Below are 12,552 nucleotides of genomic sequence, written 5' to 3'. Positions count from 1 at the left end.
GGCGGTGGCGTTCGCGATGGGCACGGGGACCCTGACCCTGATGGGCCTGGGGTTCGCGGTGCATGCGGAGGCCGCGGTGCTGGGCGTGGTGGGACTGGCCCTGTACGCGAGCAGCGCGCTGCTCAATGGCAAGGCGGCCGAGACGACGCCGACGAGCGGCATCGCGAAGCAGGCGTAGGAAAGGCTGTAGAAATGGCGGGGCCCGGTTCAGGGAGGGGGCCGGGTCCCGCCGTTTTCTCTTCTTGAGTCTCCACGGTGATGGAGCGGCTGGCTGGCCGCTCCCCGTGGGGGCGGACTCAGGGCAGGTAGAGCTCGGACGTGGAGGGCTGCGACGGGCCGGACGGACCGCTCAAGGACGTCGTGTCGCCGCCGGTGGCCCACACCGCGCCCGAGGGCAGCAGCACGAGCGTGTGCGAGGTGCGGGGAGTGCGCATGGCTCCGGTCACCCACCAGGTGCCGAGCTCGGGGTCATACAGCTCCACGTCGCTCGCGCCGTAGAAGGTCGCGACGCGGCCATTGACGTACCGGCCCCCCGCCACCAGCACCTTGCCGGAAGGCAGGAGGACGGCCTCGAGGTCCCGGCGGATGCGCCCCATCTGCCCCGTGGCGGCGAACGTGTTCGTGGTGGGGTCGTACAGCTCGGCCGTGGCGGGGTTGACGTCGCTCGCGTCGGTGTTGCCGCCCGCCACCAGCACCTTGCCCGTGGCGAGCAGGGTCGCGGTGTGGCCGTAGCGAGGCCAGGGCGCGTTGTGGGTGGGCGTCCAGGTGCCCGTGGCGGGGTCATAGATTTCCGCCCCCTGGGATGTCGTGGTGCCACCCACGACGAGCACCTTGCCCGTGGCGAGCAGGGTCGCGGTGTGGTCCTCGCGGGCGACCCTCATGCTGCTGGTGGCGCTCCAGGTGCCGCTGACCGGGTCGTAGAGCTCCGCCGTGGCGATGGTGCTCCCCGCCAGGTCTCCGCCCGTCACCAGCACCTTGCCCGAGGGCAGCACGGTGGCCGCATGGGCGCTTCGCGCCGTGGCCATGCTGCCCGTGGGGCTCCAGGTTCCCGTGGCCGAGTCGTAGAGCTCCGCGGAGGACAGGGAGTCCGTCGCGGTACCGCCGGCCACCAGCACCTTGCCCGTGGCCAGCAGGCTCGCCGTATGGCCCCTCCGAGCCTGGCCCATGCGCCCCGTGGCGACCCACTGGCCCGTGGCGGGGTCACCGAGCTCCGCGACGCCACTCTCGGGGGCGTCAGGGGAGCCACCGCCCACCAGCAGCACCTTTCCGGAAGGCAACAGCGTGGTGGTGTGCAAGGTGCGACTCCGGCTCAACGGGCCCGCCGACCTCCAGGTCCCCACCGCCGGGTCGTACACCTCCGACGAGTCGAGCGCGCTGGCGTCCGGGCCTTCGCCCCCCGCCACGAGGATTTCTCCCGAAGAAAGCACCACGGCGCCCGGCGCCACGCGGGCGCGGGTCATGCTGGGACCGGAGCGCCAGGTCGACGTGGCGGGGTCGTAGAGCTCCACCGAGGCACTGGGAATACCTTGCTGCTCCATGCCCCCGGCGACCAGCACCTTGCCCGTGGGCAGCGGGAGCATCAGGTGATGTGAGAGCGCCCGGGGCATGCTGCTGGTGGCCGTCCAGTTGCCCGTATTCGGATCATAGATTTCCGCCGCGGCGCTGGGCGTGCCTCCGCGCGAACGCGCACCCGTCACCAGCACCTTCCCCGAAGCCAGCACGACAGCGCGGTGGTCCGCGCGAGGCAGGGACATGCTGCTGGTGGCCGACCACGCTCCCGTGGCCGGGTCATAGACCTCCGCTGTCGCCAGCTCACGGAAGCCATCCCGCAGGCTTCCGGTGAGGCCCCCCGTCACCAGCACCCGACCCGAAAGCAGGACGGAGGCCTGGAATCCCATGCGAGCCGCGGTCATGCCTCCGGTGGCGGCCCAGGTGCCCGCGTCGGGGTCGTAGACCTCCGCCGTGGAGATGGGGCCCTCGAAATCGGCTCCGCCCATGACGAGCACCCTGCCCGACCGCAGCACGACGGCGACATGATGCGACCGGGCCCTGGCCATGCCGCCGGTGGCTGTCCAGGTGCCTGTCCCCGGGTCATACAGCTCGGCGGACGCGAGAACGCCGGAGGAACTCCGCCCGCCCATCACCAGCACCTTGCCCGAGCGGAGCAGGACCGCGGCGTGGGAGTGACGCACGGTCGTCATCCCGCCGGTGGCCCCCCAGGTGACGGTCGCCGGGTCATACAGCTCCGCCGAGGCGAAGGTGGTGGTCCCCTGGAGTCCGCCAGCCACCAGCACCTTGCCCGAAGCGAGCAGGGTGACGGTGTGGGCCGCGCGAACCACCGCCATGGAGCGAGGAGCGGTCCACTTCGGACAATGGACGTCGAGCTGGAACGACCGGGTCGCGGTGAGCCCCCCCGCATGGGTCACCGTCGCGGTGATGGTGGGCCGCTCCCCTTCCGGTGGACACGTGGCCGTCGACCAGCGCACCTCGCTCGTCGTCGCGGTGTCCCGAGGCGTCTCCAGGGCGCCGTGCGTGGCCGACCAGGAGAAGCGCAGCGCGCCCCCCTGCGAGGCCTCGGCGGTGACACTGAAGTCCGCCGGGTCCCAGGGCGTGACATGGAAGACGGACTGGGAGGCCCCCACGAGCGTGGGCGGAGGTCCCGCGTCGGGCGTGCCGGAGTCGGGCGTGCCGGAGTCGGGCAGACCTCCATCACCGCCGTCCGGCGTGCTGCCCCCGTCCGCTTCACAGAACGACGGGCTCCGCTCGCACAGGTCCGTCAGCTCCTGGTCGAAGTCGATGCAGCCGACGCCGCAGCCCAGCAGCACGGCGAGGGCGAGCACCCGGTACGCGCGCGTCTTCACGGCCACCTCCCGGACACGAAGGCCGACGTCCCATCCGTCGACACGCCGAGCGATACGGCGTCGCCCGGCGCGCCCAGCACGAACAGCCCCGCCGCCACGCCCAGCCCCACCACGCCCGCGCCCGCGAGACCGAAGCCCACCGTCTGCAAGGTCCGCCCCCGGCTCGCGCTCCGCTTCGCCTCGTCGAACGAGCCGAACTCCCCGGGCCCCTCGCGCAGCCGGCTCCGCTCCGCGCGCGCCAAGCCATACGTCACCGCGCCGGACACCAGCAGCACACCGCCGGCCACGGCGGGGATGAGCGCCCGCGAGCGGAGGTCCCGCTTCGTGGAGACTCCGCTGGGAGCAGGCGCGTCCACGGGGGCGGGACGCGGCACGGCCACCTCGCTCCGGGCCGCCGTCTCGCGCTCCGCCTGGACCGCGGCCAGCTCGCGCTTCACCTCGCTCCGGACGCTCTCGAAGTTCCGAGCCACCTTGGGAGACACCATGAGGGGAAGCTTCGCGTCCGGCTTCAGCAGCAGCGCCGACTTGAAGGCGGCGGCGGACTCCTCCGGCTTCTGCATGTTCGCGAGGAGGATGCCCTCGTAGAGAGACAGGATGACGTCGTCCTCCATCCCGCGAGCCACGCGCCTGGCACTGGAGACCTGCGCGAGCGCACGCTCGTACTCGAGCGACTCGTACAGGCGACGAATGGACGTGACGTAGGTCCGCATCTCCTCCGCGGGGGCCGCGGCCGGCGCCGCGAGAGGAAGCAGGACGAGCAGCAGGAGCCTCAGCATCCGGAGCGCGGCAGTGGAAGCAGGTAGCCAGGAAAGCATGTTGGGTCGGGAACCCTCCAAAGGCGCGTAATTAGCAGCTGCAGCGCCTTTCCTGAATGCCTCGACGGGTCGGAACCCGGACGCGGAGCTGTCCCTCGGACGAGAGCCCGTCTGGACGCTCGTCCCATGCACGCGTGGGCGTGATGCGCTGTGACTCCGGGTCCTTTCCCACCTCCGCGCGGATGCACAACGTCGACGCACATCCCTGGTCGAAACGGAGGATGAATTGTCTCGGTCCGCCCCATTCCAGCTCACCCTCGGCGCGCAGCCGCTCGGGGATGGGCTGCACCTTCCCGGACAGACAGCGCTGGTGCTGACGAGCACCGAGGAGACGAAGGCGTGACCCTGGTCGATTCCTCCCCTGCCCTGCCCCGCATCACCTTCGAGTGGCCCGAGGGCACCGACTTCTCGAAGGACCTCCAGCACGAGTGGCTCGTCACCAACGGCCGCGGCGGCTACGCGTCCGGCACGGTGGTGGGCTGCAACACGCGCCGCTACCACGGCCTCTTCATCCCCAGCCTGGAGAAGCGTGGCCGCACCGTGCTGCTGGCGCGCCTGGTGGAGCACGTGCACGTGGACGGGAAGGCGTACCCGCTCGGCACCGAGGAGGGGGCGGACGGCGCCACGCACGAGGAAGGCGCGCGCCACCTGCGGAGCTTCCACCTCGACGGGCTCGTGCCCGTCTGGGAGTACCAGGTCGGCCCCACCCGGCTGCGGCGCAAGCTGATGATGGTGCACGGGGAGAACACCGTCTTCATCGCCTGGGAGCACGTGTCCGGGCCCGAGGTCGGCCTGCGGCTGCGCCCCTTCCCCGTGGACCGGCCACATGACCGGCCCATCCCCAACCACCAGCACGAGCCCACCGTCTTCCTGCGAGGCGCCCAGGTGGAGCTGCGCAGCGGAGACGACGCACAGCCCATGCGCCTGCGGCTGTACTCCAGCGGCCCCGCCCCGTTCGTGGGCCTGCCGCAGACGTCCCCGGTGCAGCTCTTCCGCGTGGAGAAGTCCCGCGGGTACGAGCACACGGAGGTGCAGCGCTCACCAGGCTACTTCGAGTGCACGCTGCGGCCCGGCGAGCGGCTCGCGCTCGGCGTCACCACCGAGGGCTGGGCGTGCCTGGAGAGAGAGCCGGCCGAGGCCTTCGCGCTGGAGCTGGAACGCGAGCGACGGCTCTTGTCCCGGGCGCCAGAGGAGGCGCGTCACGGCGTGCCCGCGCGGCTGGTGCTGGCGGCGGACCAGTTCGTCATCGACCCGACGCGCCCCGCGGACGACGCCTGGGCGCGCTCCATGAACCAGGACGCGCGCAGCATCATCGCCGGCTACCACTGGTTCACCGACTGGGGCCGGGACACGATGATTTCGCTGGACGGCCTGACGCTGTGCACCGGGCGCTACCGCGAGGCGGCGGCCATCCTCCGCACCTTCCAGCACTACGTGCGCGACGGCCTCATCCCCAACTACTTCCCGGACGGGGAGAGCGAGGGCGTCTACCACACGGCCGACGCGACGATGTGGTTCTTCCACGCGGTGGACCGGTACCTCGAGTGCACGAAGGACACCGAGCTGCTGCGCGACATCTTCCCCACGCTGCGCGCCATCATCGACCATCACCTGAAGGGCACGCGCTTCAACATCGGCGTGGACCCGGCGGATGGCCTGCTGCGCCAGGGCGCGGAGGGCTACCAGCTCACCTGGATGGACGCGAAGGTGGACGGCTGGGTGGTGACGCCGCGCCGGGGCAAGGTGGTGGAAATCAACGCCCTGTGGTTCAACGCCCTGCGGCTGATGGGCACCTGGGCGGAGCAGCTCGGCCAGGACGCGAAGCCCTACCTGTCCGCGGCGGAGAAGGCCCACGGCAGCTTCAACCGGCGCTTCTGGAACGAGAAGCTTCAGTGCCTCTACGACGTGGTGGACGGCGAGGACGGCGGGGAGGACGCGGCCATCCGCCCCAACCAGGTGTTCGCCATCTCGCTGAAGCACCCGGTGCTGCGCAGGGACAAGTGGGAGCCCGTGCTGGAGAGGGTGCGGCGCGAGCTGGTGACGCCGGTGGGTCTGCGCAGCCTCGCGGCGGGCCACCCGGACTACAAGCCGAAGTACGACGGCGACCTGCGCGCGCGTGACGCGGCGTACCATCAGGGCACGGTGTGGGGCTGGCTCATCGGCCACTACGTGGACGCGACGCTGAAGGTGAACCCGGACCTCAAGGCGGCGCGCGCCCTGCTGCGCGGCCTGGAGGAGCACCTGCTTCACTCGGGCATCGGGCAGATCAGCGAAATCTTCGACGCCACCGAGCCGTACCGGCCGCGAGGCTGCATCGCCCAGGCCTGGAGTGTGGCCGAGGCGCTTCGTGTCTTCTTGAAGACACATGTGACGTAAGCGCCACGGACCCTCCCGGGGGCTTGGGACGGAGGCGGAGCTGCCCTAGAATCCGCATCTGTCACGAGCCTCGGGGGGTTCATTCATGCAACTGTGTTGCGCCGCCTGCGCCGCGCCCTACCATGCGAATGACGTGAGCCTGGCGCTGAAGCTGGCCCGGTGCCACGCGTGCGACGTCGTGTACGACCTGGCGGAGCGCGAGGGCCCGAGGCTGGCGCGCGCGCCGCGCGAGCCGTCCCCGAAGCTCTCCGTGCCGCGGTTCTTCAACGTGGAGGAGACCGAGGAGGCCACGCGCATCTCGTGGACGTGGTTCCGGATGGAGTACCTCATCATCGGCGGCTGGGGCTTCGCGCTGGACGTCTTCAGCACCGCCCTGCTCGCCAGGGGGCTGTCCAACGGGTCTCCCCTGGAGCCCGGCGCGGTGGGCTTCCTGTGTCTGATGCTGGCCGCGGGGCTGGCGCTGACGTACTGCGCCCTCACGGGGTTCCTCAACAAGACCACCATCGAGGCGCGCGAGGACCGGCTCGTCATCCGGCATGGTCCCCTCCCCTGGCCCGGAAACCTGGAGCTGTCGAGGGGGGAGCTGAAGCAGCTCTACGGCAAGGAGAACGCGCGGAGGCCGGTGTTCGCGTGGCATGGCCAGGGCTGGAACCTGAATGCCCTGGACGCCGCGGGCCGCAAGCGGACGCTCCTCCACCGGCTGGAGGAGCCGGAGCAGGTGCTCTACCTGGAGCAGCAGCTGGAGAAGCGGCTCGGCATCGAGGACGCCCCGGTGAAGGGCGAGCTGGCCTCACGCCATACGCTGCAGGCCGTCATGTGACTGGCGCGGGTGGGGGCTGGGGCTGCTGACGGGCAACACGCCTGGGCAGCAAGGGCACCCACCGTCCCCGGCGGGCGGCGGCCACCACCAGCAGCACGCCGACGGCGGTGCCCACCAGCAGCGCCACGCCGCCGGCCTCGGCGCCGAAGGCGCCTCCGGTCCACACCTCCGGGCCCACCAGACGGCCCTCCAGGAGGCTGTCCTGCTTCGTGCCCGAGACGGCGATGCCGAAGAACGGGCCCTGCACCCAGTTCCAGGCGATGTGCGCGCCCGTGGCGAACCACAGGGAGCGAGTCAGCATGTAGGCCCCGCCGAGCATCACCCCTGCCTCCACGGCGATGGCCAGCGTGGCGAACGGCGTCGCGTTCGGGTTGCCGATGTGGACGAGGCCGAAGAAGGCGCTGCTGAGGACGAGCGCCGCCGCCGAGCCCAGCCACTCCTCCAGCAAGCGGAAGCCAATCCCCCGGAAGAGCACCTCCTCCTGGAAGCCCGCCGCCGCGAAGATTCCCGCCCACCAGAGCGCGCCCCGTACCTCGTCCTGGACTGTTTCCGGGCGCCCTTCCACCAGCTCGTACCAGCCGGCCAGCGCCAGCACGCCGACCACCAGCGCCATCTGCCCCGCGCCCAGCAGCGTGCCCCACCCGAGCTCGCGCAGCGCGCCCCGCCGCCGCAGCCCGAGCTGTTCCAGGTTCTTGCGCTCCAGCAGGCCGTCCACCAGCACCAGCGTCAGCAGCGCGGCCAGGGCACTCCCCGTCGCCATGAACAGGGTCTGTTGGACCTCGCTCGCCCACCAGTGCAGGTCGAGCAGGAGGTACAGCAGCCGCACCAGTCCCGTGAGCACCGAGGCCAGCACGATGCAGAACACGAGCCGCGTGAGGGGATGATGGAGGGCGCGACGGAGGGTGGGCAGAGAGTCCATGAGCGCGGGGAGCGCCGTGAAGGGCCCCGCGCTCGATGCTCTCACGCGCGTGGCGCGGCGTCACGAGGACGCCCGCGCACGCGTACACGGCTGGCTCAGGCGATGGCGCGAACCACGCCGCCGTCCACCCGAAGCGCCGCGCCGTTGATGCCCGAGGACTTCGGGCTGCACACGAAGGCCACGAGGGAGGCAATCTCCTCCACCGTCTCGAAGCGCTGGAGCAGCGACGAGGGCCGCGCGTGCTTGAAGAACTCGCGCTCCACCGTGGCCACGTCCACGCCCTGCTGGCGCGCCAGGTTCTTGAGGAACTCCTCCACGCCCTCGGAGCGCGTGGGCCCGGGGAGGATGGAGTTGACGGTGATGTTCGAGCCGGCCGTGCCCTCGGCGATGCCGCGCGCCAGGGCAATCTGCGCCGTCTTCGTCACGCCGTAGTGAATCATCTCCACGGGAATCTGGAGGCCGGACTCGCTGGAGATGAAGAGGATGCGGCCCCAGTTCTGCTGGCGCATGCCCTTGATGTAGTGGCGGCTGAGCCGGATGCCGCTCATCACGTTCACCTCGAAGATGTTGAACCAGTCCTCGTCGGTGATGTCCTCGAAGGCCTTGGGCACGAAGGCGCCCAGGTTGTTCACCAGGATGTCCACGTGGGGGACCGCCTGAATCATCCGAGCCACGCCCTCGCGCGTGCCCAGGTCCCCGGCCACGCCCTTCAGCTTCGCGTGGGGATTCCTGCCGCGAACCTCCTTGAGGGCCGCGTCCACGCGCTCCTGGGTGCGTCCGTTGACGATGACCTCCGCGCCCTCGCGAGCCAGCGCCTCCACGATGGCCAGGCCGATGCCCGCCGTGGAGCCACTCACCAGCGCGACCCTGCCCTTCAATTCCAAGTCCATCCGTTCACTCCTGAAGTTGGCCGCCCCCCTCTAACCGGGCCCACTGCACCGTGCACGCCTTCATGCAGGCGTGCACCCGGCCTTCACCACGAGTGTCCGCGCGTCGAAATCAGCGCTGGCCCACGGCGCCCGACCCTGCTCTATGGTGCGCCGCCATGGCGAAACCCCAGTACTGGCTCATCAAGAGCGAGCCCTCGGTGTACGCGTACGCCCAGCTCGAGAAGGACGGGAAGACGGACTGGACGGGCGTGCGCAACTACGAGGCGCGCAACAACCTCCGGGCCATGAAGCCCGGCGACCTCTGCCTCTACTACCACTCCAACGAGGGCAAGGCCGTGGTGGCCGTGGCGAAGGTGCTCACCGCCGCCGTCCCGGACCCCACCGCCCCCGGCGAGGACTGGGCCTCCGTGGACGTGGGCCCCGTCGTCGCGCTGAAGCAGCCCGTGGACCTGGCCACCATCAAGGCCACGCCCGCGCTGAAGGACTGTCAGCTGCTCACGCGAAGCCGCATCAGCGTGGTGCCCTTCACCGCGGAGCACTTCAAGCTCATCCTGAAGATGGGGAAGACCGCGCTGCCGAAGTAGGCGCGTCCCCTTCCGGAGCCTTCCGCAGCAGCGTCACCTGCGGCCCCTTGAAGGTGTGCCGCTGCCGCAGCCCCCAGTAGAGCCCCAAGAGCACCAGCGCGCCGGCGAACGTGTAGCCGGCGAGCTGGTTGGGCGGCAGCACGAAGAGCACCATGATGACCGCACACCAGACCAGGGCCACCGCGTTGATGAACGGCGACGCGCGCCCCAGGTCCCACGGGCCCCGGTGCGACCACGTCCCCGCCCGGCGCGCCCGCCAGCCCACCCAGATGGGCAGCGCATAGGACGCGTAGAGCGCCAGCGTGCTCAGCGCCACCATGGCCGCGTACGCCTCCGCCCACAGCGCCACGACGAAGGCCGCCACCACGGACACCCAGACGGCCACGGACGGGCTCCGGAAGCGCGGGGACACGTGCTTCAGCCACCGCGAGCCGGGCAGCCCGTTGTCCCGCGCGAAGGCGAACAGCATGCGCGAGTTGGACGTCACCGACGACAGCCCGCAGAACCACATCGCCGCGATGGCCACCCACACCAGCGCTCCGCCCACGGACGGGCCCAGCGCGTTCGTCAGCACGTAGAGGAACGGGTTCGGCGCGGCGGTGGCGGCCGGCAGGTCCTGGATGGCCAGCGTCACCGTGCCCAGCAGCACGTAGCCCACCACCGCGCTCACCGCCACCGACAGGAAGATGCCCCACGGGGCGTTGCGCGTGGGGTCTCGCGTCTCCTCGGAGATGTGCGCGCTGGCGTCGTAGCCGGTGAAGGTCCACTGCGCCTGGAGCAGGCCGATGAGGAAGCCGTACGCGTACCAGGACGGGCTCTCCGTGCTGACGCGCGTGAGGAGGAAGCCCACGTCCTGCCGGGGCGCCAGCGCCACCAGCGCGCCGATGAGCACCGCCACCCCGCCCACGTGGTACCAGGCGGAGAAGTCGTTGAGCCACGCCACCACCCGCACGCCCACGTGGTTGAGCACCGCGTGGGACAGGAGGATGGCGGCGTACAGCGGCAGCACCGCCCCGCGCTCGCGCGGCAGGCCGAGCATGTCCGCGAGGAACTCCGCCAGCCCGTAGTCGATGCCCGCGGTAATGGCGAACTGCCCCACCGTGTTGAGCCACGCGGTGAAGAAGCCCACCCGCGGCCCGCCGAGCATCGCCGCCCAGTGGTACAGCGCGCCCGCCGTGGGGAAGGACGAGGCGAGCTGCGCGAGGCTCGCCGCCACCGCCAGCGTCATCACCGCCACCAGCGGCCAGCCCACGCCCATGACGAAGGGCCCGCCGAAGCGCAGCCCGTGCCCGTAGAGCGTCACCGCCCCGGTGAGGATGGAGATGATGGAGAAGGAGACGGCGAAGTTGGAGAAGCCGCCCATGTCACGCAGGAGCTGCTGCGCGTACCCCAGCCGCTGGAGCTGGGCGGCATCCTCCTGGAGCTGGCGCTCACGGTCCGGAGTGGTGGCCATGGCGCCAGGATAGGGGGCCCGCGCCGGGGAGCTCCGGCGGGGCCCGCCCCTGTTGTCCGAAACCGGAAGGCTACGGCTTGCGCGACGGCGCCGGAGTCGTGCGGTTCTCCGGCTCATCCGGCCTGCCGAAGCCTCCCTTGTGGAGCTCGAGGTGCCGCTCGAAGCGCACGGCCTTCATCTCCGCCTCCAGCTTCTGCCAGAGGTCCGGCCCCAGCATCTTCTTGATCTGCACCATCAGCGTGACGCGGTTGCGGCGCACCGCCGTCTCCGCGCGGCCCACCTCCTCGACCTGCTGGGAGACGGCGCGCTCGTCCGGCGTGGGCGCGCTCATCAGCCGCTCCAGCCGGAGCTGCGCGCGCTTCAGGTCCGCCTCCAGCGGGATGAGGGCCTCATTGGACTCGAAGGTGAGGTCCTGCACCCGCTGCGCCACGTCGCGGGGGATGCCCAGCTTCTCCACGAGGTGCGGCGGAATACCATTGGTGGGCGACGGCAGGTGCCCCAGGCGCATCACCATCGGCACGTGCCCTGGCGCGTGGTGGCCGCCGGGGAACGACTGGATGACCACGTCCTCCTGCGCCGGCGGGGTCTGGGCCAGGGCGGGGGCCGCCAGCAGCAGCGCGGCCACGGTGGTGCTCCACAGCTTGGAAACGCGAGTCGTCATCGGAATCACTCCTGAGGATAGAGGGTCATCACCACCGTCCTGAACGGCGGTGCTTCCAGCGCGCGGGAATCGGGAGGGCGCACCCAGGCGGGGAGCGTGCCGAAGGGACGGTACGACTCGTCCTCGACCACCAGGTCGCGGCGTGTGAAGCCGCGCACCTCGCCCATCAAGTTCAAGAGATTGCCTCGCCCGGCGAGCACGACCCGGGCGGTGTCGTCGTCGAGGGCCGCCGGAGCCGCGCGCGACAGCCCCAGCTCGGGCCGGGGCGCTGAGCCTTCCTCGTAGGAAAGGTCGACCGGCCTCCCCTGCGTGGCGGGCTGGAGCCAGAGCACCAGCGCGGCCAGCCCCAGCGAGGCCACGGCGCCCGCGGAGGCGCGGCGGCGGAAGGCGCGGCGGCGCACCTCGTGCAGCACGGCCTCGCGGGGAACGGGGGCGAGCGCGGGCGGCGACGGCAGGCGCAGCGAGGAGGCGGAGGCGTGCAGGGCGGCCAGGGCGCGGCAGTCCTCGCAGCCCGACAGGTGGGACTCGACTTCCGGAGACCGGAGCTGGCTCGCGTCCACGAGGGCCGCGGCCACGTCGTGGCATCTCATGGTGTGTCTCCTCGCAGGGCGTCCACGGCCTTCAGCTTCTTGAGGGCGCGGTAGAGGTGGATTCGGACGGTGCCCCGGCCGATGCGCATGGCCTCGGCGACGGCGTCCAGGTCCAGTCCTTCCAGGTAGCGGAGGGTGAAGGCGGTGGCCTGCTGCGCGGGGAGCGTCCGCAGCGCGCGGCCGAAGGCATGCCAGCGCTCGGCCCCGGCGAAGTGCTCCTCCGGCGAGCGCGACGGCGCGGGCCCCAGGTCCAGGGCCTCGCGGACCACGCTCCACACCCGGCGCCGCCGCAGGTGCCCCATGGCGCGCGACACCAGGATGCTCCGCAGCCACGCGGGCCCGGCCTTCAGGTCTCTCAGTGAATGACGCTTTTCGAAGGCATCCGCGAGGGTGGCCTGCACCAGGTCCCTCGCCTCCTCTCCGTCCCAGACCAGCCTCCGGGCGAGCCGCAGCAGCCCGCCCTGCTCCGCCTCCAGGAGCGCGTCGAAATCCAGCGCGGCCGGGGCTCGCGGCTGGGTCCGAGGCTCGTCCAGGATGGCGGTGCCCTTCACGGTGAAAAGACCTCCCGTCAACTTCCACGCGA

Annotated in this window: 11 protein-coding genes; 3 read left to right on the top strand and 8 right to left on the bottom strand. The window is 71.2% G+C overall.

Features of this window, described 5'->3' with window-relative positions:
• Positions 1 to 296 precede the first annotated feature (296 nt).
• Both HG543_RS23375 and HG543_RS23370 read right to left on the bottom strand, forming a co-directional pair.
• The gene (locus tag HG543_RS23375; RefSeq protein ID WP_169347055.1) at positions 297 to 2,861 is read right to left on the bottom strand and encodes a Kelch repeat-containing protein; all 2,565 of its coding nucleotides are present in this window, start codon (positions 2,859 to 2,861) and stop codon (positions 297 to 299) included.
• The gene (locus tag HG543_RS23370; protein WP_169347054.1) at positions 2,858 to 3,676 is read right to left on the bottom strand and encodes a hypothetical protein; all 819 of its coding nucleotides are present in this window, start codon (positions 3,674 to 3,676) and stop codon (positions 2,858 to 2,860) included. Before HG543_RS23370 ends, HG543_RS23375 begins: the two co-directional genes overlap by 4 nt.
• 339 nt (positions 3,677 to 4,015) lie before the next feature.
• Here HG543_RS23370 and HG543_RS23365 point away from each other — a divergent pair, with 339 nt between their 5' ends.
• Positions 4,016 to 6,052: an amylo-alpha-1,6-glucosidase gene (locus HG543_RS23365; RefSeq protein ID WP_169347053.1), complete on the top strand. Its 2,037-nt coding sequence runs from the start codon at positions 4,016 to 4,018 to the stop codon at positions 6,050 to 6,052.
• A gap of 85 nt (positions 6,053 to 6,137) precedes the next feature.
• Entirely contained in the window at positions 6,138 to 6,872 is a 735-nt protein-coding gene (locus HG543_RS23360; RefSeq protein ID WP_169347052.1) for a hypothetical protein, read from the top strand.
• Here the strand turns inward: HG543_RS23360 and HG543_RS23355 are convergent.
• Together HG543_RS23355 and HG543_RS23350 are read right to left on the bottom strand one after the other, a co-directional pair.
• Positions 6,865 to 7,791 (bottom strand): CPBP family intramembrane glutamic endopeptidase, encoded by a 927-nt coding sequence (locus HG543_RS23355; protein ID WP_169347051.1) that lies wholly within the window; start codon positions 7,789 to 7,791, stop codon positions 6,865 to 6,867. The genes HG543_RS23360 and HG543_RS23355 overlap by 8 nt on opposite strands.
• 95 nt (positions 7,792 to 7,886) lie before the next feature.
• The gene (locus tag HG543_RS23350) at positions 7,887 to 8,681 is read right to left on the bottom strand and encodes an SDR family NAD(P)-dependent oxidoreductase (RefSeq protein ID WP_169347050.1); all 795 of its coding nucleotides are present in this window, start codon (positions 8,679 to 8,681) and stop codon (positions 7,887 to 7,889) included.
• A 155-nt stretch (positions 8,682 to 8,836) separates the two neighbouring features.
• On the opposite strand from HG543_RS23350, the gene HG543_RS23345 reads away from it, so the two are divergent.
• On the top strand, positions 8,837 to 9,265 hold the full coding sequence (locus HG543_RS23345; RefSeq protein WP_169347049.1) for an EVE domain-containing protein: 429 nt from the start codon (positions 8,837 to 8,839) through the stop codon (positions 9,263 to 9,265).
• Here the strand turns inward: HG543_RS23345 and HG543_RS23340 are convergent.
• The 4 genes from HG543_RS23340 to HG543_RS23325 all read right to left on the bottom strand — a co-directional run bounded on the left by HG543_RS23340 (position 9,228) and on the right by HG543_RS23325 (position 12,520).
• Complete coding sequence (locus HG543_RS23340) at positions 9,228 to 10,718, bottom strand: amino acid permease (protein ID WP_169347048.1); 1,491 nt, start codon at positions 10,716 to 10,718, stop codon at positions 9,228 to 9,230. The genes HG543_RS23345 and HG543_RS23340 overlap by 38 nt on opposite strands.
• Before the next feature lie 70 nt (positions 10,719 to 10,788).
• Complete coding sequence (locus HG543_RS23335; protein WP_169347047.1) at positions 10,789 to 11,379, bottom strand: periplasmic heavy metal sensor; 591 nt, start codon at positions 11,377 to 11,379, stop codon at positions 10,789 to 10,791.
• Positions 11,380 to 11,384: 5 nt separating this feature from the next.
• Complete coding sequence (locus HG543_RS23330; RefSeq protein WP_169347046.1) at positions 11,385 to 11,969, bottom strand: hypothetical protein; 585 nt, start codon at positions 11,967 to 11,969, stop codon at positions 11,385 to 11,387.
• A complete protein-coding gene (locus HG543_RS23325; protein WP_169347045.1) occupies positions 11,966 to 12,520 on the bottom strand; it encodes a sigma-70 family RNA polymerase sigma factor in 555 nt (184 codons plus the stop codon). Before HG543_RS23325 ends, HG543_RS23330 begins: the two co-directional genes overlap by 4 nt.
• Positions 12,521 to 12,552: the final 32 nt, after the last annotated feature.

Source organism: Pyxidicoccus fallax (genome assembly GCF_012933655.1).
Taxonomy (GTDB): Bacteria; Myxococcota; Myxococcia; order Myxococcales; family Myxococcaceae; genus Myxococcus; species Myxococcus fallax.
The sequence above is the reverse complement of the archived record's forward strand: the minus strand, read 5'-3'. Positions and strand labels throughout refer to the sequence as shown.

Bases quoted from the DNA above. Each gene is read 5' to 3' on its own strand.
- HG543_RS23350 (WP_169347050.1), bottom strand. From the start codon at position 8,681: ATGGACTTGGAATTGAAGGGCAGGGTCGCGCTGGTGAGTGGCTCCACG.
- HG543_RS23330 (WP_169347046.1), bottom strand. From the start codon at position 11,969: ATGAGATGCCACGACGTGGCCGCGGCCCTCGTGGACGCGAGCCAGCTC.
- HG543_RS23335 (WP_169347047.1), bottom strand. From the start codon at position 11,379: ATGACGACTCGCGTTTCCAAGCTGTGGAGCACCACCGTGGCCGCGCTG.
- HG543_RS23345 (WP_169347049.1), top strand. From the start codon at position 8,837: ATGGCGAAACCCCAGTACTGGCTCATCAAGAGCGAGCCCTCGGTGTAC.
- HG543_RS23355 (WP_169347051.1), bottom strand. From the start codon at position 7,791: ATGGACTCTCTGCCCACCCTCCGTCGCGCCCTCCATCATCCCCTCACG.
- HG543_RS23370 (WP_169347054.1), bottom strand. From the start codon at position 3,676: ATGCTTTCCTGGCTACCTGCTTCCACTGCCGCGCTCCGGATGCTGAGG.
- HG543_RS23340 (WP_169347048.1), bottom strand. From the start codon at position 10,718: ATGGCCACCACTCCGGACCGTGAGCGCCAGCTCCAGGAGGATGCCGCC.
- HG543_RS23360 (WP_169347052.1), top strand. From the start codon at position 6,138: ATGCAACTGTGTTGCGCCGCCTGCGCCGCGCCCTACCATGCGAATGAC.